Source organism: Rosistilla carotiformis, from assembly GCF_007753095.1.
GTDB classification, from domain to species: domain Bacteria; phylum Planctomycetota; class Planctomycetia; order Pirellulales; family Pirellulaceae; genus Rosistilla; species Rosistilla carotiformis.
On the sequence record NZ_CP036348.1, the window covers coordinates 3,771,149 to 3,796,381 of the forward strand.

Here is a 25,233-nt window from a genome sequence, read left to right on the forward strand (position 1 = left end):
ATCCTTTGAACGCAACGTTTTACAGAATGTTGCGGCCGACGCACGGAGCATGCGTGCCGCTGCGGATCGGCTCAATGTCTCGGTCGCGACGGTTAGCTACCGCATGGCCGACATCCGTCGACTCTCGGCCCCCTTTATGGTTTGGCTGGAGTTCGACGAGAGCGATCCATTTCACGACGTCCTGCCGGAACGCGACTTTGCGAGACGGGAAGTTGACCGCCCCGACGCGGCACAAAAACGCCCCCACCTTCGAATGTTGTATCCCTCCACGCCATCACCCGTGGCGAGGTTTCGCGTTAACGGCAACTCGCTTTTCCAGACCATCCGCTTGAGATAACTTCGCGAATTGAACCGGGGAAGCGGTCACCTGAGTTGACGATTCGCATTTTCGGGTCGATAAAATCTGTTCTAAGCAGTCGTCTTGAGTGTTTTCGTTTGACCGCGAGCCCATCGGGCCGCGTGGCCCTTCAAAACGCGGGGTGATGCCCACGCGGTTAAACGCAATACCGTTCAACGAAGGAGCCTCGGACCGTCGCAAGAATGCGCGGCGAGATGTCGTGGACGAGGTTACGAGTCCCAGCGATTTGGTCTGATGCATGCAAATGGACTCGTCGCCTCGTCCACGACGCTTCGTTGAACGGTATTGCGGTTAGACGTGAAAACGCTGTGCTTGCTGCTGAATAGGGCCCTTAGGTGCAACGGAGTATTAAGTTATTACCGACCTGGAAATAGAACGATTGCCGATCGCGGATTGTATCGATGCAATCACGGCGGCGTTGGCGCGCCAACGGTCGGTGGTGCTCAAGGCGCCGCCGGGAGCCGGCAAGACGACCGGCGTGCCGTTGGCCCTGTTGGGTTCTGACGCGTCCGCGTCGACGGCCGGGCAGTCCGGTCGAATTCTGTTGGTCCAACCGCGTCGCTTGGCAGCCCGCAGCGCCGCAGCTCGGCTGGCAACGCTGCGGCAATCCAAACTCGGCAACGAAGTCGGCTACCACGTCCGCTTCGATCGCCAAGTCGGCAGCGAGACGCGTTTGATCGCGATGACAACCGGCATGTTGCTGCGTCGGCTGCAGGACGATCCTCTTTTGGAGGACGTCGGTTGCGTGATCCTCGACGAATTCCACGAACGCTCGCTCGACGGTGATCTCGCACTGGGGATGTTGTGCCGCATCCGTCGGACGCTACGCGACGACCTGCGACTGGTCATCATGTCGGCCACGTTGCAGCCCGAGCCGATTGTCAAATTCCTGGGAGATGCCGAAGGGATCGAGAGTCGTGGGCGCTCGTTCGACGTCGCGATCTCGCATGCGGGCGATCTGTCGACCGATCGGATTGAAAACCAGGTGGTGGCCGCGTTGCCGGAAATGTTGCACAGCACTGCCGGCCATATCCTGGTGTTCCTGCCCGGCGTCGGCGAGATCCGTCGAACTCAGCATGCGATCGAAGCAGCCGGTTTGGCCGGCGATTACCAGGTGATGCAACTTTACGGCGACCTGCGGCCCGACCAGCAGGACCGTGTGATCGCCGCGAGCGGCCAGCGTAAAGTAATCTTGTCGACCAACGTCGCCGAAACCTCGGTCACCATCCCAGGCGTGACCGGAGTGATCGACAGCGGGCTGGCTCGCGTGTTGCGTTACGACGACCGCGTCGGGCTGCCCCGGCTGCAGATCGAAAACATCTCGCAGGCTTCGGCGACGCAGCGGGCCGGGCGAGCCGGGCGTACCGAACCGGGTGTCTGCCGGCGATTGTGGCCCGAGACCCTTCAGCGGACGCGGCCTCCAGCCGACTCGCCGGAAATCTTGCGAGCGGACTTTTCCGGCGCTGCGTTAACGCTGGCCGCCTGGGGTGAACGCGACGCGACCGACTTTCCATGGCTGACGCCGCCTCGCTCGGATTCGGTCGACCGGGCGTACCGGTTGTTGGAATTGCTGGGCGCAGTCGATGCCGATCGCGCGGTAACCTCGATGGGCAAACAGATGGCTGCCCAACCGCTGTCGCCGCGACTTGCCCGGTTTCTCGTCGAAGCCGAACGACTGGGGATCGCCGACGATGCGGCTCTGGCTGCCGCTTTGCTGACCGAGCGCAGCCCGTTTGATCGCGATTCATTGCCATCGGGAGCGGATGTCGGCAGTTGTGACGTTGCGCTCCGCGTGCAGATGCTCAAGGACCTGCGGGCCGGCAACGCCAACGTTCGGGTGCATCCGGGCGCGGTGAAGACGATCTGGAAGGTTGCCGATCGCTTGGCGGGTCGACGGCCGAAGTCGTCGCCGCGACAGCAGTTGTCGGACGGCGCAACGGTCGCCGCCGATTTGCTGGCCCGTGCCTTGCTCGCCGCATTTCCCGATCGCGTCGCCCGACGCAGATCGCCCGGCAGCGCGCAGGGCGTGATGGTGGGTGGCCGCGGGGTTCGACTGCATCGCGGATCGGTCGCCTGTCACGTGGCGACAGCGCAGGCGGATCGCGGAGAGTTGTTCCTCTGCTTGGATGTCGAAGCGTCGGGCTCCGAGGCACAAGTACGCATGGCGACACAGATCGACGCCCGCTGGTTGGACGACGACCAGGTGCGGCGGGTCGATCAGCCCCGTTTTGATCCGCAATCGCAAGCCGTACAGATGCGGCGCTGCCTCTATTTTTCCGATCTGCTACTGTCGGAGGCTCCGATCGCTTGCACGCCTTCGCCCGAGACCGCGCAGTTGTTGTACGACGAAGCCGCTCTCGAGCATGCCCGCGTCTTTCCACCCGACAAGCCGGAGGTCGCTGGCTTGATCCACCGCGTTGCGTTTCTCAACAGCCACGCCCCCGACCTGGGATTGCCGCCGCTGGACGACGACCGCATCAACCAGGTGCTGCGCGAGCTTTGCCAATCGCGGACCTCGTTTGCCCAATTGCGTTCCGCCCCGTGGTTGGACCATTTGCTCGGCAGCTTCGATTACCCGCAGCAGCAAGCGATCGAGCGTCATGCGCCCGCGAGGATGCAGGTGCCCAGCGGCAATTGGCGGACGATCGAATACACGCCGGGCAAGCCGCCGGTGATGCACGTCAAGCTGCAGGAGCTGTTTGGATGGACCGACACGCCGCGGATCGCCGGCGGACGTGTCCGATTGCAATTGCATTTATTGGGCCCCAATCAACGGCCCCAGCAGATCACCGACGACCTCGCCAACTTTTGGAAGACGACCTACACGGTGGTTCGCAAAGAACTGCGGCGGCGATACCCCAAACACCATTGGCCCGAGGATCCTCTGTCGGCCCAGGCGACTCGCAACGGCATGCAACAACGCAGGCCCGAGAAAAAATAAGCCGCCGATCGTACCCGTCAGGCAACCACGAAATTACTTGGCGTTGCGAGGTGGGAAGTTCATTTTGGCGATTTACTGATGCATTGCACGGCAAAAGGAATCGCCGCCTCGCACATGGATAGACTCCGGAGAAGTCCACGTCGTTAGCTCGGGGCGGAAGCCCCGAGATCTAATTCCGCCGCAGCAGCAGCAGGTCCGCAGCCAGCGTGACGTCCATCGCCTGAACGAAATCCAAGCGAGACTTCTGGGAATGGCGGACCGCACGGTAGGTCATTGCTAACGCGTCGGCAATCGCGTCCGGATCTAGGTTGACGTTGATGTGCCAATGCTTCCGATCCACGACTTCAAGACCGGCATCCGTCATCTCGTCGGCAATCATTTCCCAACGACTGCGGCGATGGCCAGCTTGCTGGACCTTCTCGCGAAGTTCGATCAAATCATCTTCGCCCGGCACGGCAACCACACAGATCCCCCCGGGCGCAAGAACGCGATAGATCTCCGAAACCGGACGCCGCCCGAAAAGTGAGATCACGCGTTGAACACTTTGATCGGCGGCCGGCAACTCGCGATCCGCGTTCGCCAGCACCCAAGTCGCCTCAGGCCACCGGCGAGCAGCCAACTTGATAGCGCGCCGGGACAGGTCGATACCGCAGTACGAATCGGCGTCGTCGGGAAACAAGGCAGGACCAAACGATCCTTCACCACACCCTAAATCAAGCGTTCTTTGATTCGTCAGCGTGGCGGCCGTCGCAACCCACGGACGCAGCGTTTCGATCAGGGATGTTGCGTGCCCACGTTGAAGCCAACGGTGACGGGCCAGAACAGCATCCAGCGAATCGCCAGGATTCTTCGACTTCTTATCCTGAGGTTGCAGGAGATTCCAGTAGCCCTGTTTGGCTTGATCAAAATGATGGCCGGCGCGGCACGCTAGGCCTCGCTCGCATGGCTCAAGCAATTCTTGACAATCTCGGACGGTACAGCGCAGTTGAAACATCGCCCGATTGTAAATGCGACGACACAAACTTACAGGGGGCTTCACAGCGTGCAAGGATTCTGTCACGCGTCCTGCGGGCAAGAACCGAATCGTTATCGGTATCGTCGACCGCTCCCTTCCCCGAGCCGCAGGCCTGTTCACTCGCGTCGGGCAACCGATGCTCAACCTATCTTTGCAAACGACATCCCTTGGCCAAACCACAAGGTTCCGTAAGAGCCCCGGGCGATCGACGCTTTTCACACGACCAAACTGCGATCTTCTGCAGCCCCGTTGGCAGAAAATCGCCCAGCCATCAAATCGGCAAGCGGCCTGGTGGAATCGATGCGTTGCAGCAGTATTTTCATGGCCGCAGTGATGGGGGTCGCGAGAAACATCCCAATCACTCCCCACATCATTCCCCAAAACATGAGTGCGACCAGCACCGTGACAGGGTGCAGGTCGGATGAATTGCCCATGATTTTCGGCTCGATCAAATTCCCACTGATGCCCTGAATACCGCACGTGACGACGATCGCCGACGCCATCCACCCGATGCTGCCTTCTGGATTCAGCAGGATCAGTGGAATCGGAAGCAGGCTGGCAACGAGCGGACCGATGTTTGGAACGAAATTTAAGAGGAACGCCAAAACGCCAAAGGTGAATGCCATCGGGACGCCGAACATCCGCAGCGCGATGCCAAAAGCCAATCCCGTGAAGATGGAAATGATCGTCTTGAGTCCGAGGTAGGAACGGATTTGTTGATCGATCTCGCGGACCATCGGCCAATCGTCGCCGACCGTCGGTGTGCCGATCAACAGAAAGAAGACATAGATCATCACGATGGCACACGTCGACACAAGATTGATAAATGCCTGAGAGATGATCGAAATCCCGTCCCGGATAAATGCGTCGACAAACTCGCTCGCGTCTCGCATCGGGGGCTCATTTGCTTTAACGATTTCAGGCGACTTGGTCGCGTCGACTGACAATTCCCTTGTAGGCAAAAAGAGAGCCGCTTCTTCTTCCATGCGACTGCCGATCGCTTCGACGCGGAGTTCGGCCCAGTCGACAATTTCTTGAACGCGAACTCGATACATTTCGGAATTGGCATTCAGATCGACCATCGACATCCAAACGGAGAACCCAAACGCAATCATGAGTCCCACGCCGGAGACAAATGTGAGCCCCGCGGCAATCAACCGGTTCACGCCCAAACGCCGCTCCAGCGTCGTCAGAATGGGACTTACCCCGCTGACCACAATCAGCGCGACCACCAGCGGCACCAACACCGGGCGGAGCCAATAGATCGAGAAAGTGACTGCAACGACGGCCAATGCCATCAGGCAAACAGTTTGCACGCGAGTGTCTGTCGTTGGGTCCTTGGGAATCATAAAGAACGAAAATACCAAGAACGCTCAGAGTGGGGAAGCGATGGCGGCGCCGAAAGAGACGCTCCCCATATAAATGTTCGCTTGACCTCACAAGGAAATGACGGGATTGAAACGCGGAGCCGCAGAGATCGCAGAGGGGCCGTGGGCGAAAGACACTCTGCGTTCTCGGCGCCTCTGCGTTTGTTCTTCCTGCCCTGCACCCGACCACCAATGTCAGTTGCTTCAATACGCGTCAACTTGCACCCGACGTGGTTGCCTCTAAGCTGCAACCGAGCGAACGACTCTCGATCGCTGCAGTATTTAGCAGCAAAACTTGCATGGGACGGGGCGACAAATGGAACCACCCCAGAGTCGAGTCACTCGAAAGAACAAACCGCTCGACCAGATGGCTCGCCTCGTCCCAGTCCTGCGGAGACATCAACAAGCCCCCAGTAAAATGCCTAGACGCCCGTTCTTCCCGCAGCGTCCTGGCGACGCAATTCGAGGCCAACCGCCACGCCAAAGGCAATCATTTTGTGGATGTCCCCTACTGCTGCTCCTACGAATGAGAATCGACTCGTGTCAATCGCTTCACCAAAACGGCAACGATCGCTGTCAAAATGGCGGCGATCCCGCCGCACAGCGCCGCGGCTTGGTAGTGCCCAAAGATCAGGTTCCCAATTCCCGGCAGCACCGCGTAAACGATCCCCGTTGCGGAGAGGGCGGTTAGGATCGAAAGGCCAATGTCGGTATCGACCTTGACGTTGGGATTGCGTTCGGCGACCGGCTTCCAAAACGGTCCGCCCGGCCTGACCATTTGAAAGAACCTATCGAGCGTCGCGTCATCGACGGGGGGCGTTAACCAAGTAACGATCACCCACAGCGCGATCGTCATCACGGCAACAGAAAACATCTTAACCTCCGGCCCTAAGATGGGGCCGCCGCCATCGGCGGACACCAGTCCGCTGGCAAGCGCGATCGGTTCGACTGTCAAGAAAAACAGAAGCGATCCGAACATCGAAACGATCTCGCTCCAAGCGTTGATCCGCCACCAAAACCAACGCAGCATAAAAACGGCTCCTGTGCCAGCGCCCAACGCCAATAACAACCGCCAAGCAGCGTCGACCGATTGGCCAAACATCAGCACCGACGCGACGCCACCGGCCAGCAACACGATCAGCGACGCATAACGCGACGCTCGGTTTAATTGTTTTTCCGTTGCGTCGGGACGCATAAACCGCTGGTAGACATCGCGAACTAATATACGATGCGCCCCAGTTCATTTGGGTGCTGAGCGTCGACATGAACGCGGCGAAGAACGTGACAGTCAACAGGCCGCGAAGTCCCGGAGGACTGAGGTCGCGCATCACTCTCGGAAAACCGACGCCAGAGTTAAAAGCGGGATCCGCAAGTTCGCTTTGACGCAGTTCCGGGTACATCGCAAGCGCAGCCAGCGCTACGACTAACCATGGCCAGGGACGAACACAGTAGTGGGCGATCTGAAACCACAGCGTCGCGAGCAGCGAATGACGTTCATCTTTGCAAGCCGCCATCCGCTGAACGATAAATCCGCCACCGCCGGGTTCAGCGCCTGGATACCATGTCGCCCACCATTGCACCAACAGCAGCAACAAAAATACATGCAGCGGCAGCCATGCGTTGGCACCTGTAAAATCGGGGATCAAATCAAACGCTGCCGTGCCGCCCTCGCCAAAGTTCTCGATCACTTTGGCTTCCAATTGCGAAGCGCCACCGAAGTGCGCGATCGCCAGCCATGCCAAGGCAATACAGCCGAACATCGCGAGACAGAATTGCAGCGCATCAGCGACGGCAACGCCCCACATCCCCGAAAGCGTCCCATAGACGCCCACCATCATCAGCGTTCCAGCGATGATCAACCAAGGCCGAACCGACAGCGCGTTATCGCCGAATACCGTTTGTTCGAGCGTCGACGCGGGCAGTTCGAACAAGACAGTTTCGTCCAACACCATGAACATCGCCGACGTCACCCAACCGATGATGATCGGATTGACGATCAGGGCGACGTAGATCGCCCGGGAACCACGCAGCAGGGCCGCCGATTTGCCCGAGTAGCGTAGCTCTACGAGCTCGACGTCGGTCATCACGCCCGACCTTCGCCACAGCTTGGCATAAACGAAAACAGTGATCATGCCACCGAGCGCAAACGACCACCAAACCCAATTCCCGGCCAGACCGTGCTGAATCGTAAGCCCAGTTACGGCCAACGGCGTATCTGCGGCAAACGTTGTCGCGACCATCGACGTCCCGGCAATCCACCATGGCAACGACCGTCCAGAGACAAAATACTCCGCAATGTCCTTGCTGGCTCGATTGCGGAACCAGAATCCGATCCCAATCGTGATGGCGAAGTAGGCACCGATGATCGCATAGTCGATAGCGGTTAGGATCATATTGGGTTCTTGGCTGGGGGTGAATCGTCGCGACCGTCGCGACGATCTAAGGAGCTGGACGAAGCGGAATCCGTATACGTTAGCCGATTTCAGCCTCCGCAGGAAAAGGGAGGGGGGCTTAAGAATCTTCGAGACATCGCCCTGGATCATTTCGCGGTCGGGAAAAAAACTGCGTGGGATATCGCTAAGGGACGGCCAGGGCTATTCAGTGTTTCAATTTGAGTTATCAGCCGCCACGAGCACTGGGCTGCAGGTTAAAGTCGCAATCTCGAAACGGATTTATCGGCGTGGCGTGCAGGCGACCGAGCGATTTCTGAGCAGAGACTACATCCGGCACGACGCCAAGCTCTCGAAGTACAATTTCCTCACAACGGGTTAAACCCGTCCCTTAAACTTAAAGGTTCCAGTTCGAGCTTCAGCCAAGAACGAGACATCCGATTGGCACGTTATGAAAGATTGAATCGGGAAGTCATTTTTGAGCCGTCCCTTAGAAGCCTTCCTTTTTTAGTTCACTGCTCAATGCGCTGCGTGTGGGATACTTTTGCCGAATCGCGTCCGCCATCGGTTTGCCGCAAGCCATAGCAAGCAAGCCTAGTTGCTTAGCTGCACGCTGATAGGCGGGGCGTTTTTTTTCGGAGATCGCGCTGTCGATGCGACCGATTGTAAGTTCGGGATTTTCGGCGATTGAAGCCAATTGTTTTTCGAGTGCTTTCTCCGCTGCGGCTTTTTGTTCTGCCGATCGTTTTGCCGCCTCTGCAAGTTGGATTCGCAATCGTTCGGCTTCGATTTTGGACGCAGCCTCTCGCAATTGTCCCAATGTACGCTCCCCAGTTCCAAGGTTTGGAGCCTCAGACGCCTGGGTGCGGATTGTTGTGAGCAACTGCGATGCAGCGAGTTTCGGCTCGGTTAAGCAACGCCGTAAGTTCTCCGCCAGTTCTGCCTCGGAGAGCGATGCCATCCAATTGTCGATCATGGAATCGTCGCTTGCGCTCTTGTTCCGTTCTGGAGATGCTTCGGACGCGACCGACAATAGGTCCGGGGCAATCTCGTAAAAACTGCGCAACCGGTCTAGCGCGTAGTGTTGGTCACGAAGTCCCGCTGGTACTGGCGGCTCAATCGCGTCGTCGTTCCAATTGAATGCGAGATGCGCGATGTACAGCGGTCGCAGATCCCCAACGATTAACATCTCACGAATCGGAATCAAATCGCTAGCGAGATTCTGAACATCCTCCATCCATTCCCAAGTCCCCGCGTCGCCTTCGGGTTCTAAGGTCAGAATTCCTGCTGTCCCGCTTCCATCGGGTTCCCAATAGATTCCCTCCTCGAACAGATAAGGTTCGATCGCGTCGGCAAAAGGAAACCCGTCGGGCAGTCGGAAAGCGACTCGCCGGATTCCATAGTTGGCGTAGTGGACATGAACGTCGTAGCCACGCCGCATCATCTGGTCGACATCACCGCGAAAATCGCCAAAGTGATATTCGTTTGTGAATGACCAACGGGAAATCTCCGCTCGAGTGGATTGTTGGCGCATGAATTCCAAGCTTGCATCATCGAGCGGCCCGTCCACTGCACGAAATTCAATCCATTGATACTCTGACATCGTTTTCGTCCAAGAAATCTGGGGGAAGAACTACTGCGCGTTTGGATTTCCAGAATCGCCAGGTCCGACCAGCACGTCGACAGCTCTCTTCAATGGTGTGCTCGAAACCTCTTTTAGCAAAACCGCCCCGGCTGTCCAACGGTCTGGTGATACCGATCGGCGGTGCAGCCGTTACGACCGTTTGATGTCCGATACCGAATCCAACATGTTAGGTCCACCGACATCGCTAACGGAATCAAGCTTACGCTTCTGCCCAAAATGCCACGCAGCTGTGGTTCATCGCATCGTAGCCGAAGAAACGCACGCAGGAAAATGGTTTCTAGACCTGCAACAGCTGTCCCCAATGCCGAGAGATCATCGGGATAGACGGATCGCTACTAGACGATTGCTCATTCGGTTTGACGGTTTGGCAACCGTCTCGGGGCCAGTCGATTCGCCGATAAGATGTTCAAGATTGCAAGCGGTGTGAAGCCTGCTTGTTTGCGGTGCACGTAGACAATACGATCCTTGCAGTGCAAAGGCAACACTACGAGAGGGGAATGCGTCACGCGCTGCTTTCGTTCTTCTTTACCCAGCGAACAGTGAATCATGGCGGCATCGGACGCGCAGCAGTTCTTGAATGAGCTCGACAAGAAGCTTTGGACGGCTGCGGACCGACTGCGATCCAATCAGGATGCTGTGGTCTATAAAGGTGCATTTTGGGGACAACCATTCTTAGAGCTAAAGCGAGCATTTTCTGGAGAGTCGAGAGTCATTGGATGGGCTGCTGAAGGTGCGGAGTAGCCGCAGTGCAGCTCACTCGGGAAGGTAGTGATTTGGGGATAGACCCTTCAACGGATTGACGGGAGCTTGCATCCAGGGCCTGGCTGCGTCGAGCGGCTTCCGCGCAGAGACTCTCCGCAGTTCCGGCTGACCGCTAGTACAGTCGCGCGAATCGCTTGACCAGGTCGCACCAGTCGGGCCGTCGAGCCAAAATCGGTGCAAGATCTGCGGAGGGGACAAGCTTCGCAGATCATCGCACAACCGACGCACAATCTGCACCTGGACGAGATCGATCATCTCGCCCCAGGCTTGCCGTGACATCTCCACGGCCCCCCGCAAAAGATGCCTAGACGTCTGCTAATCCCGCGGCGTCCTGGCTACGCAATTCGAAGGCAACGGCCTCCCTAAGGGCAATCATATTGTGGATGTCCCCTACTGAATCCCCTCAAGTCGAGAATCGCAGAGACTTCGAGGTATGGACATCGCTGCGTTGGAGCTACGTTGGGTGCAGCCGATATTTTAAGTATCGACTTTCGTTGCGGTCGAGCTTTGCGAGCGCGCATATCCGATATCTAATTGAGTGCGCTCGATTCGCGCCGCAGGTTCTTCTTGAGTGATATCCCTTTGGTGCAGAATCGCTTTGACTCGATCGGCAAAAGTAACTTGCTACGGTCACTTTAACTCCCAGCGGACCGCAAGCAGACCTAACAGATCGGCCTGACGATGCTTGACTACAGCCTCGTCCCAATTGTCGTGAGACAAAACTTGCGTTGTCATAATGAAGGACGTCACGCTGTCTTTGCCCTTGAAGTACGCCGATTTCTTCTTTTCAAAATCGTAGTTGCTGGCCTTCGAATTGCGTCGCCTGTTCAGCGGGGCCAGATTGGCCAGACGGTGAACCCAGAAACGCCGCATTCTTTCATCCGGCCACCACTCTGCCCACTGGCTGTTGTCTTTGACTGTCTGTGGCAAGATGTGCTCAAGCGTCAACAATTTACAGTCGTACTCCGCTAGCGAATCTGATAGGAAGCAATCGGTACGTAAGATCAAGTAATTTCGACGAGGCGGCGACAACGTGTAGATCTCTCCCGAAAGAACTCCGTTGAACTCTTCGATCTCATCATTTCGCAATTCAACGCTCGTCAGCTTTGCATTGCCAGGATCCCGCTCCAGTTCCGCCAGTAATTCTGCGTATCGTGCCAACCGAGCGTTGACATATTTTCCGGTTACCAGCAGATAAGCGGCCAGCCGTTCCAGCTTTTGCGTGAACCAAAGCACATCAGTTGGATGATCGCGAAACTTCGTCAAGTAACTAATCGCGGGTGGTATCCAATCCGACTGAGGAATCCGCCCCAACCATCGCAAGTTGTCATTGATCGGTTTGTTGTTCGCGATGGACTGATAGCTTGCCCCAGTTGCGATGACAAACGATCGGGCCAATGGCTTGACGACTTCACCGATGAACCGACCTGGGTCGCTTTCCTTGGACAAGACATGTGTGTTGAATTCCTGTAGCAAATCATGCTTCGCTTTCGTCTTGGCGTAGATGGTTCGGATGTGGCTAAACAAGTCGTTGAATTGGTCGCGTCCAACCTCCGCTTCCAAATCCTCCCAAAGTGTCGTGTACTCCTCCTGATCGGTTTCCGGCAAACTTCCGATCAAATCCGCTTTGATAATGTCGATAGGCTTTAAGTCTTTCCCACGATTGTTCATCACCGAGAAAACACGAAACGCTGATTTTTGGCTAGGCGTGGCGACCGCAACCAAATAGCATTGATTGACGATGAACTTTCCAAACTGAAACACTGCAGCGTGATCGTTCTTGAACGATGCTTCGATACGATCGCGCAACGTGTTCGCGTTGGCTTGGATCTTCCGACGCGAATCGTTGTCCAACGCTTGAGAGTCCTTGGCCAGCAAACCACCGATATCGCCTTTCTGAATGTGTTTTTCGAAGAAGTCTCGATCCTTTTCGCGGATCGTCAGCCTTGGTTTTGGCTCCAAATCCTCCAATGGATCGCCCGGTTCTAGTATGTACTTCACGAAGGCGTCCTTGTGCTTCGTGTCGACCGCTTGCGAAAGCAGTGCTAACAAAATCGTCAGCGTGGTCAAACGTTGTTGACCATCGATCACCTCCGCACGCGGAACTTTCTCCTCTTTGATCAGAACGATGCTGCCGAGAAAGTAGTTTTCATTGGGCTGCTCCGTAAAGAACTCAAACAGATCATCAAACAACTCGTTTGCTTGCTCGGCGTCCCAATCATACGGCCGTTGATATGGAGGGATCAAAAAGTCAAACTGCGAGCTGAAAATTTCTTTGAGAGGGTGCTCGCCACCATAAATTTGCTTTGGCATCAGAACTCGTTTCGGCAAGGGGTGAAATTGGCAGCGAATGTTTCTCCGGACAAAGCGTAGTCCAGGTTCGCGCATTAGACGGCGTCGCGTTTTCGTTAGAGAGGTTACTTGTCATACGAAGCACGCACGTTGGCGTCCAGTCCCCCTTCACTGGTGTCGCATGGAATGCTCTCCAAAAACTGCTCCAGGTGTTATGAAAGTCTAGAGCCAATTTCCGCAAAGGATTTACCATGAGCAAGAAACGAGGACGACATTCACCCGAAAAGATCATCAAGTAGCTGCATGACGCGGATGCCACGCTTTCCGCCGACAAAAGCGTGGGCGAAGTTCTCCAAGAACTGGAAGTTAGCGATGCCACGCTAAGTCGCAGGCGCTGCCTGTACGGCGGCATGAAGAGCGGAGAGGGCAAATGTCTAAGGGCACGTGAGGAGGAGAACGACCGACTCAAGAAATTTGGGGCCGAACAAGCTTCGGAAATTTCGATACGGCAGGATATCACCCAGGCAAAATGGCCACCCCTAAAGCGTGACGCGCGGCAGAAGCAGGGCTCCAACTGTAGTTCGCAGTGTCGCAATGACGCGCCCGTCGCGTGCTCGACCATCCGCGATCGAGCAATTGCTGGCTAAAATTGGGGTTGAGGTCCTCTGCATCGAACCTGGCTCGCCTTGGCATAACGGTGTGTGCGTGAGTTTCAACAGTCGGTTTCGTGACGAGTATCAGCATCACACGGATTTGATCAGTATAGACCAAACACGGATAAAGGCACGAGCTTGGCGGGGGGACTTCAACATTCGGCGGTCGCACAGTTCGCTTGGCTACCGAACCCCATCGGAGTTCGCGAATCGCCGTGCTGATTCCGTTCGGCGTACGTACTAACTCTAGGACGACTGCGAATCATCGATTGCTGGCTCCTGAGCCGATCATTCGTAGCGCCTGTTATAGAAAAGGCGGGCATCCAACAGCCCATATTCACTTTTGGGGGCAGGGGGGCGTGGTGGGTATCAGGAGCTTGGCATTACAAAAGCTGGCTGGCCACACTTGTCGGAGCGCACGTTAGGTTTGAAGGTTTGCTATGATCTAGTATTTCATCCTAAGTTGCATGATGCTGAACCAGTTCAGTGCCAGACAATCAGCAATAATGCAAACGGTCAATATGTTCAGTGAGGGGTCGAGTGGCAGTAGCATCAGCAAGGGAGCGGGCAAAGATTAGGCGGCGGTTCGCAAAGTGTCCGCTTGAATGCCCACTTTATGCCGACACCACCATCCAGTCTTTAAGTGATTTTTTTGCTGTATTCCATTCATTGCTCGATCCCGGAAAGGTTTTTTGGTTCCGCGGCCACTCCAAGTTGAGTTATAGACTAGCTCCTTCAGCATTAAGGTATTCGACAGTAGATGCCAGAAACAAAGCATTGAGCCTGGTATCTGAGATGAAGAGGTTTCTGGAGATGAAGCTTCCGCGTCCGCCTGCTCCGCACGATAATTTGGGTTGGATGCAGGTCGCACAGCACTACGGACTGCCAACTCGATTGCTCGACTGGACTCAGAACGCTGCGGTGGCGTTGTTTTTTACATGCTGCTCAAATCAACAAGACGATGGCTTGGTTGCCATTCTTAACCCGATTGAATTAAACCTAGCAGTGGATGCTAGCCTTCCTCGTGTTTTCAATTTCCAAAAGGATGCGAAAGTTATCGAGCCGTATCTTGAGATGGATGGTCGCGACTCCCGACGAGGAAGGAAAACTATTGCGATCAACCCCACGTGGAACACTGAACGAATTGCGATGCAACAAGGGGCGTTTACGCTACATGGGAAACGATTTGAACTCGATAACAGTCAAGCAAGCTCGCTAATTTACGTTCCGATCCTAAAGGAATTTAAATCAACTTTGTTAAACGAACTCGAACGTGTTGGAATTGGTGAAATGTTCATTCTCCCAGAGCCTGAACACGTTTGTTCTCACTTGCTTCGTTCCGCAAGGATTTAGGAATTTAAATGGCAGACCATATCCCAAACGTTACAGGCGACGAAGCAGCGGGGCTCGCATCTCGTTATTTTGGAGACTCGATTCATGCACGAGTTCCATTGAACCGTGCCCCAAAACTCTCCGCAGCACTCCCCAAGAGCCGCAAACTGTGGGTGGATAGCTGCTTCGATGGCTTTGACGATGTCGAATCACGCCGTAGTAAGCTAGTAGGGGATAAAAACAATTGGTTTGATTTCATGAGTGAGTTCCAAACATTCGATTCCTTTTGCCTGTGCCTTGGCAGTCCAGTTCAGGCGACGGTAAATGCGATGGTGAACGAATTGCTCGATCAATGTGCGTTGCACAAGCCGTCATGGATCAGTGTTCCTCAGCTGCCGATTGTGGATGGGGCTGATCGAAACAAAATTAATAGAGCGTTGGCTAAGGCAACTGGAAACTGGAAAAGCTCAAACGGCTTCTCGGGAAGACTAATTCTCCCATTGATCTTTATGCATCAAAAACAATTGACGAAGAAAACGGAACGTAATCCAAAAGTTCAGCAAGCAGAGAAATGTTACCACGATGCCCACGCCGATGGATTCTGGGTGGTTGATCAAAGTTTAGTCGATGACAGTGGTTCAGCCACACTACGGCAAAAACGATTCCCGGGGATCCTGTCGTTGCACGAAGAACTGAACGATCGGATACCGAGCAAATTGAAGCTCGGTGGTCCGTACTGGGGACTAAATATTGTGCTTTGGGCAAAGGGGCTGATTGAGTCGCCACTTATCGGAGTGGGGTCGGGTTACAACTACTTCGTTTCGGGTGGGAAAGTTCGTCCGCCAAGCGCGAGGATTGCCATCCCAGCCCTTAGACGAAGAGTCAAAGTCACCCCTGAACTATCAAAATGGCTCGACAACGCAATGTCCAGATTATCTGCTTCGCATCCTGCACGATCCGAATTCGCGGACATCAAGAAAAACCTAACGCTGTTCCAGGACACAACGCGGGCAAAAGAACAGGTCGCCAGCTTCTACAAAAACTGGTACGACGGCATCGCGTCGGTCCCATCGACCGGTCGTTCAATGGCACTGTTTCAGGATTTGTCAGCAGCGTATGCGCTAGGTAAGTCATTGCCTCCATTTGCTGACGAGGGCACGGCAAGACGCCCTGAGTCCGTTGCCGAGCCACTAATGTTAAGTTGCCTCTGAGCGTGCAGCTTCATTCCAAAATTTCTCAGCGCAATAAAGACGTACTGCTGGATCGTGGCAGTGCGAATTGATGTCCGCATCAATAAAAAGTTCGCATCGAGTCGACGCTACTCCAATCAAACCAATCCCCAGATCAAAGTACTTTTCCCACTGGCTAGGGTCTGCAGCTACCCGTCGTGCCAACTGGATTGGAAGCGCCACGTAAGACTCTGCGGCAAACCCTAGGTTTGCCCGAGCTTGCTGCAATGCCTCTTCGACACGGGCTAATTTAGCCTCCACGGCCACGATACGATCCTGAAGCGGCATCCAACCATTGCGTTTCTGAAGCGTGCCACGCTTAGTTCGCACCAAAAAACCGTCGGCTTGAAGACGAGCAATGTCTCGCTCTAGACACTCACGCGTAAGCGCAGTTGAAAACTTCTTCGCAAGGCAATCCACTGAGATAGACCGGCGATCTTCAACGTCGGGGACCTGCAGCAGTAACGCTGCCCTTGTGATGGACGTCACAGCCTTTTTCTGCCTAAGTCCCAGCCTGTGCTGCACGTGCTTCAAGTTGAACTGAATGCCGGCAAAATCACAGATTCCCCAAGGAGACACAAATTCTTCTTTCACGATCAAACCGCTACGTCGCATCCATCGCAGGACGCTTGTAGACATTTCTGATTCTCGCGAGAACATTGTCCTTTTCTCCTGTCCATATCAGCTTTGCTGTATCTGATTGTAACGCTCAACGTCCAAGGCGAGTGTCCAATACGGCGATACTCATGCGTTCGAATCGTTTTTTGATTTGGACATTTGCATGTCCCCGGCGTAGCCTTGCCAACAAAACACGCAGACCTGGGAGCAGATGCCGAGTGGTGGATGGCGATAATTACCGGACTACACTCAATGCCACAAAACCTCCTAACAGACAGCGGAAGGTTGCTGGCTGAGGCCAAACACCGCAAGAAAAAGCGGAAGGACTAAGGTGCAAACGAAAAAAAGCCCGACGTTCGATCACTCGAGGTCGGGCTTTTAGTTCATACTAGCTCGTAGCCTTTATGGCTTGAAAAAGCTCCCCCGAGAGGACTCGAACCTCTGACAAGGCGGTTAACAGCCGCCTGCTCTACCAACTGAGCTACAGGGGAATATGGAGCGGATTGCTGCTCCGGGGACGCCCAGGTCCTTCGTGGGACTTGGGTTTCCGAGGCGGCGTTCCTCTCGTGTCCGAAATTTACTGTATCACTTTCATCCTCGCAAGGTCGCCTTAGGGGCTATCGGCAAGCTTTTTTCACAACTTGAGTCGGCCCAGCACGGTTTGTACCAATCGTGCCGGAAAAGCTTGACTTTCCGCTCGGTCGACGCGACGGCGGCGTTCTCCCGCGAGGCGGCACCACGCTGCAAATTTTCTCGCTCCGCGGCGACCGAAACGCTGGACTCGAGCGTTTGGGCGAACGGTGCGGCGCTTGAGTCGGCTGAAGCCTCCACTCCAGCGCCTTGAGCTCGTTCGGCTGAAGCCTTTACTCCAGCGGTTGGTCGAACATCTTGGGCAGCAGCCATTGCAGTCCCGATTGGATCGCGTCGAGGTCGTCGGCGCGGTAGGGGGTATCGTGTTCGGCTTCGGGCAGGACGACCAGGCGGTGCGGGCCGGCGTAGGCGTCGATGATCGATTGCTGAAGCCGAGCGGGGACGAGGGCGTCGAGTTGCGATTGGACAAACAGAGCTGGCATCTGGCAGTGGCTGGCGGTTGTCGTGGCGTCCATCTTCGCTTCGATCGATGCCGCGATCCACGTTCCGCCGCGATGAGCGTTCCACCAGGCGTTGCCGTCGCGGACCATGTCGACGAGCGGCGGCGGGTTGCGGATCATCAGCGCGTCGGCCTCGCGTTGGCTGGCCAAATACAAAGCTGTCACCGAACCGAGACTGTTGCCGACGATCAATGTCTTCGTGTTGGGACCGACGCGGTGCTGTTGCAGATGATCCCAAACGGCAAGGACTGCGGCGGGAATGTGTCGCAGCGAGGCGGAGCCTTGGCTGAGTCCGTAGCCCGGCGGATTCCAGGTCCAAACTTCGACATCGCGCGGCTGGAAGAGCAGGGCGGGAAAAGCTGTCGATCGCTCGGCGCGGCCGCCTGTCCCAGGCAACTTTAAGATCAGCAGATCGGCCGGCGATTGATCAACGTCCAACGGCGCTGCGGCTTGTGTGCCAGCTGGCTTCCGCGCCGCGAAGCATTCGATGTCGCCTTGCGGTCCGTCGACGATCATCCGCGTCGCGGGTTGCGGATCGTCGACCACGCGCCGCGAGGGACGAAGGATAAAGCGGTCGGCGAGTCGTTTGCGAAGCCACATCGATGGAGTTCCAACACGTTCGAAGTTCAGCCCCGCGTTTCGATCCGCACCGCCTGGACCAACTGGCGGCTCAATCCCAGCGGCTGTACCGTAACATGCAGTAGATCGCGTTGACACCATCGCGCCAACCGATCTTCTTCCCCTCGTCGTAGCCGCGACTCTGGTATTCGATCGGGACTTCCATGAACCTTTGGCCGCTGCGAGCCAACTTGGCCGTCACTTCGGGTTCAAATCCAAATCGGCACTGTCGCAGCGTCAGCCCTTGGATCAAGTCCCGGCGGAACGCTTTGTAACAGGTCTCCATGTCGGTCAACCGTAGACCGGTCGTGACGTTACTTAAACCGGTCAGCACGCGATTCCCCAAGCGATGCAAGAACGAAGGGTCCTGCACGTGGTTGCCCAGATAGCGGGAACCGTAGGCGATATCGGAGAGTCCATCCTGGATCGGCCGGATGACTTTCATCAGATCGCGGGGATCGTATTCGAGGTCGGCATCTTGGATCGCGATGATCTCGCCGCGGCAGTGGCGAAAGCCCATCCGCAGGGCCGATCCCTTGCCGCGATTGCGACGCCGCAGGACGATCGTCAGCCCCGACTTCCCGCGTTGGCTAGCCAGCCAATCGGCGGTTCCGTCGCTGCTACCGTCGTCGACGACGATGATTTCTTTCGTGATCGGCAGGGCTTGGACCGCGGCGATCACTTGCGGCAGCGTCTCGCGTTCGTTGAAGACTGGGATCACCACCGACAGCTCCGGCGCATCGGTCTGGGCGTCGTCGATCGCCTGTTGGACCAGCGATTCCGCTTCGTCGAGCAAACGCTCACAGTGCTGAGAACTATCGTGGCGGCGGCTCGGCAGCTCCGCGTTTGCAAATTCATGCTGCGACGACGTTGCGATCAGGCTCTTCTTCATCGATCCCATCTCTTCTCACGGTGAAACGCGCACGGACATCCGAAGCACGTGCGGATACAACGAAACCCGAGGTAACCGGGCGCGTCGATCAACTCTTGCACACACTTCTGGTTGACTCGCCCGACATTATCCAGGCCAATCAAAAAGCCTTCGCGTCGACGTTGGTTTGTGCCGATCTTGTCGCGTGCAGCGGTGGCGATGGCGGCACGTACTCCAAGCCGGTGTTGCTTACCGTGGCAGCTTATCCGCCGGCGCGATCGCTGAGGGCGTTTCCCGTCGCCTTCGATTCGCCAATCGAATGCGAGACCACCTTCTAGCGAAACCAAGCTGGAGGGGCCCCGTTGCGTTCCAAGCGAAACGGCGAGCGGTCACAACCGCGCCAAATCGCGGTAGCGGCGGCCAGCTTCCGACGGATGGAAGGTGCTTTCGAGTTCCTGAGGTTGTTTTCGCAACCAATTGGCGACCAGTGACAAAGTGAATGGGAAAGCGCTCGCCGAGCGATGGTTTTCAGGATCGGCCAGGACGCGTTTCCAATGGGCGACACGTGGACGTGCCCGCTGAAATTCTTCAGGGCAGCGCGGCGCGACGATCGATTCGCAAACCTCGCCTTGCCGAATCAGATACCAGACACCGCGTTGCGGTTCGGCGGCGGTATCCTGGGGGGCGTGACCAGCAACGGCATACACAAATGTAAATTTGCGCCGCGCCGCGGCCAAGAACATTAGTTTCCGATGCAGAAACTCCAACGCGACCAGATCGCGACTCATCCGCCCCGCCAGTTCGTACTGTCGCATTTCCGCCGCCCGTTGGATCGTCTCGCGAATCGCTTCCAGTGGCCCTGCATGGAAGCCATCGAGAAAACTCTCCGCCTCGGCCACCTGTTGATCGTATTGACGGCGCGTGCATTGCCCAACGCAGGGACCACTGCAGCGGCCGATCTCATACCGCAGACACCCGGGACGCTGTTGCAGGTCGAATAGTTGCAACTGGTCAGCGAAATAGAGTTCTTGTTTGCTGCTGCAATCGCGCAGTCGAAAAAAGTTGTTCAGCGCATCGACCGCCCGCTGCATCTTGCCGGCTCCCATAAACGGCCCTTCGCTGGCGACGACGTCCGCCGGCGGCATCCTGTCGATGAAGAAATAGGGTGCTGGCACGCCTCCCAAACATAAATAGACGGGGCGTTGGCGTTTCGGAATTTCTTGAACGTTCCAACGCGGTGTCCAGCGGCGAATCAGTTGTTGTTCACGCAGCAGTGCCGCAAATTCGCTGGGCTGCGTCTCCCACAGGATCGTCTGGGACGCTTGGATGATCCGGCCCGCCTTTTCTTCGGCATTGCGGGGGCTGAAGTAGGACAACAGCCGCGTACGCAATCGCTTCGATTTTCCGACGTAGATCAATTGACCGCGGCGATCCAGCATTCCGTAGATGCCGGGGGCCTTAGGGAATCGTTGGCGAACCAAAGTTCGCAGTTCGGGGGGCGAGGACGCATCGATCCGCTGCGTCGGCCGCGGCCCCAATGGGTCCAGCGGATTGGGCCCGAAGCCTTCAAATCGTTCGCCGTACTGTTGCAAATCCATTTATCCGCGAGCTGGGTGCCCGCAATCCTGATGATGAACCGTCGCGAAGAACGGTTTGGATGCCCCAACAAAGTTTAACACAGCCGCCGCTGGCTCCAACCCTAACGAATCGCAGCCGCTAGCAAATCGGGCGTGTCTGTTCGGTCAACCAGTCCAAGTAACCTGCCGTCCCGGCAACGATCGGCAACGCGATGATTTGCGGCTGCTGATACGAATGCAGTGACTGGATCAAACGCTCCACCTCGGGATACCTCGCCGCAACGGTTTTGATGCTCAAACGAAATTCAGAATCGCAGTGGACCGCTCCTTCCCATCGATAATGACTGGCGATCGGGCCTTCAATCTGCACGCACGCGGCGAAGCGTTGCTGGATCAATTCCGCGGCGATCTGCTGGGCTTCGCTCTCCGTCGGTGTGGTTGTTGTAATTTGCAGGAAATCGGCCAATGATATCAACTCCAAGAATGCTGTTGGGCTGAACCGCGGATTCTGTTTAGAATCGCCGGTCTATTCGTAATGATAGGTAGCTGCTGCGCAAACACCAACCGCACGGCCTGGGCAGACAGGGTCGATCGGCGAGGTGTGGGGTGAGCGGGGCGGATTTCCGATGGAGCAGGAGGCTCGTTGTGGGACGCATCGATAAGGACATGGACGAAGCAATCGAGACATCCCGTCGGCGGACCGATCAGATGCGTCAGCGACGGCGGACTCGCAATCGGATTGCGTTGGGGCTCTTCGCGTTGACGATCGTCTTAGCGATCGCGGTCGGCCCCTCGATCGTGTGCAATTCGCCCATCGCCGATTCGCTGTTGGGCAGCAACGCGGCAAAATATGGCTGGCAGGCAAAGGCCTACGGAATTCGCTTGGGTTGGTTGACGCCGCTGCGGTTGGACGATTTGGAATTGACGGGCCCCAGCGGACAGACGCGGTTGACCGCGTCTCGAATCGAAACCGAAATCACACTGATCGATCTGATCTCCGGACGCAACGACTTCGGAACCGTCCAGGCGACGGGGCTGCGTAGCGAAGTGGCTGTCGATTCGGGAACCAGCAGCTTGGAATCCGATCTCGCCGCGCTGAATGCCGCGGACGATTCAGAACCGTCGGCAACGTCCGACGCCTCGGCCGATTCGGGCGATGCGATGTCGATCAAGATCGTCGTCCGCGATGCCGAAGCGATGCTGACCAGTGCGCCGACCGGCGAACAGTGGAAGCTGGCCGGAATCGCGGCTGACCTCACCTTGGTCGGCGACCTACCGCAGGGCAATGTTTCGCTAACACTGATCGACCCACGATCTCAGACGGGCAAGCTGGAACTGCGTCTGGCTGCGCCCGCGCAAGGCGGTGCCGGAGCCTTACAACTCGACGCGTCTTTGGCGGCGCTGCCGCTGTCGATCGCCAAACTGCTGGCGATGCGGTTTCCAACGGACGATGGGCTTGCACCGCAGTATGTCGCGGGGCTTGCCGACGGCGATGTGCGGCTAACGATCGACGCCAGCGGAGCGTTGCGTGGCGATTTCCGCAGCTTGAATCTGCGCGATGTTCAAGTCGGCGATCCGCGGTTGTCGGAACAGTTGTGGGCGATCCAGGCGGCGCGCGTGGAAGGTTCCTTCCTTTATACCGAAACCCACCTGCAAGGGATGGGGCTAAGAGTCAGCAGCGACGTGGGCGTTGCCGATCTGAACGGCACCTTCCGCATCGCTGCGGAAAACGTTGCCGGCGATCTCGCGGAAAATCCGTTTGCTTGGCTGGAAGCCCTTTCGGGCACGGCGGGGCTGGAGGTCGATTTGGCACGACTGACCAAAGCGGCACCTGGGCTTTTGCCGCTGCGCGAAAACGCGTCGATCGAATCGGCGATCCTGCGTGGCAGTCTCAGCGGCATCCAAGATGCGTCGGGATTTTTGACGAACATCGATTTGGAGTCGGATCCGATTCGGGCGACCTCGTTTGGTCGGCCGCTGCAGATCGAACCGATGACGATCCAATTGGCCGCGCGCCCCTCGGGAGCCTGGATCATGGCCGAACGGCTGCAGATTCGCAGCATGTTCGCCAACGCGACCGGCAGCGGCGACCTTCGTAACGGGCAAGCGGAATTCAACGTCGACCTGGGCCGTTTGGCGACGATGTTGTCGCCGCTTGTCGATATGTCGGAAACGGAGTTGGGGGGAAGCACGTCGGGCAACATTCGCTGGACTGCGCAGCCGGATGGCTTATGGCGACTGGACGGTCAGGCGACCGCTGCGAAGTTGGCGATCGGTTTGTCGGGAGGCGAAACGATTCGCGAACCAGCGGTTGATCTGAAAGTCGGCGCGATCGGAATTTGGGGCGGCGATCATTTGTCCCGATTGAATGAAGCGGCGATCACGCTGCGCAACGCTTCACAAATGTGGGACCTTGAACTGGAACGGCCGATCGACCAACCGACCTCGCAAACCCTGTTGCCGATCAAAGCGGTTGGCAACGGCCGGGTGGGAGCGGTCGTGAGCCTGCTGCGGCCTTGGCTGCCCGCGGAGATGGGAGCGGCTGAAGGGGAATTCCAAGCGACGTTAAATGCGGACATTGCCATGACCGACGGTGTGTTGCGCGCCGCGACGATGGTACTGGAACAACCAGCGGTGGTTTGGTCCGGCGCGCGTTACAGCCAATCGACGCTGCAATTGAACTTCGATGGCAAGCTTCCAATGGCGATGGATGAAATTGCGATTCGATCGTTCACGGCGATCGGGAATGCGGCGGCCCTGAGCGCCCAAGGCGACTATCGCGCCTCCGGTCAAAGCGATCTCGAAATCGCCTGGCGTGCCGACATCGAACGACTGCGTCAATCGACCGACGCGATCGCCGCACAATTCCAACCGATTCAGCTTACAAACTTCGTTCCGCAACCGGCGGTGGAATCCAGCGATTACCAGTACAAAGGGTCGGTCGAAGGGCGGGCTACGCTGCGAGGAATCGACGGAATCTGGAAGGCGAACGTCGAGGCCGACGGCGAGAATTTGGAGCTGTTGCAAAACGTGGGCGTTGCCGGGCAGGTGAACTTCGCCAACGGAGCCCAACCGATCCCGGTGCAGACCACGACCGAATCGCTGTGGCGTGAACCGAACATGAAACTGATCGGTACGGTTCAATACATCGAATCCAGCGGCGACGTGGACGCGGAGGATTTGAAGGTCACCACACAGTGGCTCGATGCCACGTTGGCCGCCAAGTACCGGTCGGACGCTACCGACACGCAGATCTCGGTTTCGGGACCGGCACGGATTCGCAGCGACGAGATCGCGCGGCGGTTGGAAGAACTGATCGGCCAGCCGATCCAGATGTCCGGTTCCAGCGAGGGTCCGATCGATTTGCAGGTGCGGATGCACGGCGACGATCCCGTCGACGTGGTCGCTTCGGGGACACTGGCTTGGGAGACCGCAACGATCGCGGGAGTGGAGATCGGCGCGGCTTCGATTCCTTTAAAAACTGCGGCGGGGCAGATCGAAATTGCCCCAACGACGATTCAATTGCCCAAGGGCCGACTGAACTTGGCGGGCAAAGCCAGCTACGTGGACGATCCGATGTGGATCCAAGCCACGCCCGGCCTGATTGCCGAAGGGTTGGAACTGGAAACAGAGATGACGCGAACGTGGTTGAAGTACGTAGCGCCATTGTTGGCCGACGCGACGGATGTCAACGGCACGTTTAAGTTGGAGATCGATCACGCGATGATCTATCCGCTGGCCCCGGCGCAAAACAAAATCAGCGGCCGCTTGGGGATCGACCACGCGCAAGTGGGCCCAGGCCCGATCGCGAACAGCGTGGTCGGTGTGATCGGCCAATTCGCGTCGCTGGGAGGCAGCAAACCGCTGACGGCGGGCAACCGTTGGATTGAATTGCCCGCCCAATCGGTCGATTTTGTGATGGAGAACGGCGTCGTCACGCATCAGCGATTGATGATGCAACTGGATGACGTGCAGGTGGTTTCCAGCGGCAGCGCTTCGCTGGACGGACGGCTGGAGCTGAACGCACAGATCCCGATCGAAGAGGCTTGGGCCGGCACCGACATGAAAAAAGCAGGAATGATCGGCCAGACATTCCAGATCCCGATCGATGGTACGTTCAACCGTCCGAGCCTCGATTCGCGAGGTGTTCAAGAATCGCTGACGCGGTTGGGAACCAAGGCGTTGGAGGAGACTGCCAAGAACGCCCTGCAAAAGGAACTCTCCCGCGGCTTGCAAAAGCTGTTTGGCAACCGATAGACAGGAATTGCCCTGTTCGGCGACTGTTTTACCGCCGATTCGGTTACGCATCGCGGGCGTCAGTCCGGCGAGCATCGAAGCTCGATGCCGGCGTTCATTTCCGGCAGGCAATCGGTGCCGGATCAGCCATCGAGCCGCCGGGCATTGCTGCCGCGCGGTGGGCCAGGTCGGTTGGGCAGGCTGCGCAGAAAATCAAAAAGCCGTGATCGGAAAGAAT

Annotated in this window: 16 protein-coding genes, 1 tRNA gene and 1 pseudogene; 6 read left to right on the forward strand and 12 right to left on the reverse strand. The window is 57.0% G+C overall.

What is annotated here, in order from left to right; genetic code table 11:
* The first annotated feature begins 737 nt into the window (after positions 1 to 737).
* Positions 738 to 3,299 carry an ATP-dependent helicase HrpB gene (hrpB, locus tag Poly24_RS13640; RefSeq protein ID WP_197451888.1) on the forward strand — a complete coding sequence of 854 codons (2,562 nt, stop codon included), beginning with the start codon at positions 738 to 740 and terminating at the stop codon, positions 3,297 to 3,299.
* Between the two features lie 169 nt (positions 3,300 to 3,468).
* On the opposite strand, the gene Poly24_RS13645 is transcribed toward hrpB, so the two are convergent.
* The 6 genes from Poly24_RS13645 to Poly24_RS13670 form a co-directional block, all read right to left on the reverse strand.
* Positions 3,469 to 4,293, reverse strand: coding sequence for a methyltransferase domain-containing protein (locus Poly24_RS13645; protein WP_145096093.1), 825 nt, complete (start codon positions 4,291 to 4,293; stop codon positions 3,469 to 3,471).
* 236 nt (positions 4,294 to 4,529) lie between these two features.
* Positions 4,530 to 5,630, reverse strand: a complete 1,101-nt coding sequence (locus Poly24_RS13650; protein ID WP_231753126.1) for an AI-2E family transporter — start codon at positions 5,628 to 5,630, stop codon at positions 4,530 to 4,532.
* Between the two features lie 571 nt (positions 5,631 to 6,201).
* Entirely contained in the window at positions 6,202 to 6,555 is a 354-nt protein-coding gene (locus Poly24_RS27070) for a hypothetical protein (RefSeq protein ID WP_197451889.1), read from the reverse strand.
* Position 6,556: 1 nt separating this feature from the next.
* Positions 6,557 to 8,074 carry a sodium:solute symporter family protein gene (locus tag Poly24_RS13655; protein WP_197451890.1) on the reverse strand — a complete coding sequence of 506 codons (1,518 nt, stop codon included), beginning with the start codon at positions 8,072 to 8,074 and terminating at the stop codon, positions 6,557 to 6,559.
* Positions 8,075 to 8,561: 487 nt separating this feature from the next.
* Positions 8,562 to 9,674: a hypothetical protein gene (locus tag Poly24_RS13660; RefSeq protein WP_231753127.1), complete on the reverse strand. Its 1,113-nt coding sequence runs from the start codon at positions 9,672 to 9,674 to the stop codon at positions 8,562 to 8,564.
* Between the two features lie 1,434 nt (positions 9,675 to 11,108).
* Entirely contained in the window at positions 11,109 to 12,791 is a 1,683-nt protein-coding gene (locus tag Poly24_RS13670) for a DUF262 domain-containing protein (protein ID WP_145096108.1), read from the reverse strand.
* A gap of 278 nt (positions 12,792 to 13,069) precedes the next feature.
* Here Poly24_RS13670 and Poly24_RS27430 point away from each other — a divergent pair.
* From Poly24_RS27430 to Poly24_RS13685, 3 genes and pseudogenes are all read left to right on the forward strand, one after another.
* A pseudogene (locus tag Poly24_RS27430) lies at positions 13,070 to 13,649 on the forward strand (integrase core domain-containing protein); the annotation flags it as partial.
* Positions 13,650 to 13,963: 314 nt separating this feature from the next.
* The gene (locus Poly24_RS13680) at positions 13,964 to 14,776 is read left to right on the forward strand and encodes an FRG domain-containing protein (protein ID WP_197451891.1); all 813 of its coding nucleotides are present in this window, start codon (positions 13,964 to 13,966) and stop codon (positions 14,774 to 14,776) included.
* An 8-nt stretch (positions 14,777 to 14,784) separates the two neighbouring features.
* Positions 14,785 to 15,966, forward strand: coding sequence for a hypothetical protein (locus tag Poly24_RS13685; RefSeq protein ID WP_145096117.1), 1,182 nt, complete (start codon positions 14,785 to 14,787; stop codon positions 15,964 to 15,966).
* Here the strand turns inward: Poly24_RS13685 and Poly24_RS13690 are convergent.
* The 4 genes from Poly24_RS13690 to Poly24_RS13705 all read right to left on the reverse strand — a co-directional run bounded on the left by Poly24_RS13690 (position 15,952) and on the right by Poly24_RS13705 (position 19,203).
* A complete protein-coding gene (locus Poly24_RS13690; RefSeq protein WP_197451892.1) occupies positions 15,952 to 16,578 on the reverse strand; it encodes a hypothetical protein in 627 nt (208 codons plus the stop codon). The genes Poly24_RS13685 and Poly24_RS13690 overlap by 15 nt on opposite strands.
* A 442-nt stretch (positions 16,579 to 17,020) precedes the next feature.
* Positions 17,021 to 17,093 (reverse strand) — tRNA-Asn (locus Poly24_RS13695).
* 372 nt (positions 17,094 to 17,465) lie between these two features.
* Positions 17,466 to 18,293: an alpha/beta hydrolase family protein gene (locus Poly24_RS13700; RefSeq protein ID WP_145096123.1), complete on the reverse strand. Its 828-nt coding sequence runs from the start codon at positions 18,291 to 18,293 to the stop codon at positions 17,466 to 17,468.
* Between the two features lie 70 nt (positions 18,294 to 18,363).
* Positions 18,364 to 19,203 (reverse strand): glycosyltransferase family 2 protein, encoded by an 840-nt coding sequence (locus Poly24_RS13705; RefSeq protein WP_145096126.1) that lies wholly within the window; start codon positions 19,201 to 19,203, stop codon positions 18,364 to 18,366.
* 95 nt (positions 19,204 to 19,298) lie between these two features.
* Between Poly24_RS13705 and Poly24_RS13710 the strand changes: the two genes are divergently transcribed.
* Entirely contained in the window at positions 19,299 to 19,520 is a 222-nt protein-coding gene (locus Poly24_RS13710; RefSeq protein WP_145096129.1) for a hypothetical protein, read from the forward strand.
* Positions 19,521 to 19,571: 51 nt separating this feature from the next.
* On the opposite strand, the gene Poly24_RS13715 is transcribed toward Poly24_RS13710, so the two are convergent.
* Both Poly24_RS13715 and cutA read right to left on the reverse strand, forming a co-directional pair.
* A complete protein-coding gene (locus Poly24_RS13715) occupies positions 19,572 to 20,780 on the reverse strand; it encodes a GIY-YIG nuclease family protein (RefSeq protein WP_145096131.1) in 1,209 nt (402 codons plus the stop codon).
* Positions 20,781 to 20,898: 118 nt separating this feature from the next.
* Entirely contained in the window at positions 20,899 to 21,240 is a 342-nt protein-coding gene (gene cutA / locus Poly24_RS13720; RefSeq protein WP_231753128.1) for a divalent-cation tolerance protein CutA, read from the reverse strand.
* 164 nt (positions 21,241 to 21,404) lie between these two features.
* Here cutA and Poly24_RS13725 point away from each other — a divergent pair, with 164 nt between their 5' ends.
* The gene (locus tag Poly24_RS13725; protein WP_231753129.1) at positions 21,405 to 25,016 is read left to right on the forward strand and encodes a hypothetical protein; all 3,612 of its coding nucleotides are present in this window, start codon (positions 21,405 to 21,407) and stop codon (positions 25,014 to 25,016) included.
* Positions 25,017 to 25,233: the final 217 nt, after the last annotated feature.

Bases quoted from the DNA above. Each gene is read 5' to 3' on its own strand.
- Poly24_RS13645 (WP_145096093.1), bottom strand. From the start codon at position 4,293: ATGTTTCAACTGCGCTGTACCGTCCGAGATTGTCAAGAATTGCTTGAG.
- Poly24_RS27070 (WP_197451889.1), bottom strand. From the start codon at position 6,555: ATGTTTTCTGTTGCCGTGATGACGATCGCGCTGTGGGTGATCGTTACT.
- Poly24_RS13655 (WP_197451890.1), bottom strand. From the start codon at position 8,074: ATGATCCTAACCGCTATCGACTATGCGATCATCGGTGCCTACTTCGCC.
- Poly24_RS13660 (WP_231753127.1), bottom strand. From the start codon at position 9,674: ATGTCAGAGTATCAATGGATTGAATTTCGTGCAGTGGACGGGCCGCTC.
- Poly24_RS13670 (WP_145096108.1), bottom strand. From the start codon at position 12,791: ATGCCAAAGCAAATTTATGGTGGCGAGCACCCTCTCAAAGAAATTTTC.
- Poly24_RS13685 (WP_145096117.1), top strand. From the start codon at position 14,785: ATGGCAGACCATATCCCAAACGTTACAGGCGACGAAGCAGCGGGGCTC.
- Poly24_RS13700 (WP_145096123.1), bottom strand. From the start codon at position 18,293: ATGTGGCTTCGCAAACGACTCGCCGACCGCTTTATCCTTCGTCCCTCG.
- Poly24_RS13705 (WP_145096126.1), bottom strand. From the start codon at position 19,203: ATGAAGAAGAGCCTGATCGCAACGTCGTCGCAGCATGAATTTGCAAAC.
- Poly24_RS13715 (WP_145096131.1), bottom strand. From the start codon at position 20,780: ATGGATTTGCAACAGTACGGCGAACGATTTGAAGGCTTCGGGCCCAAT.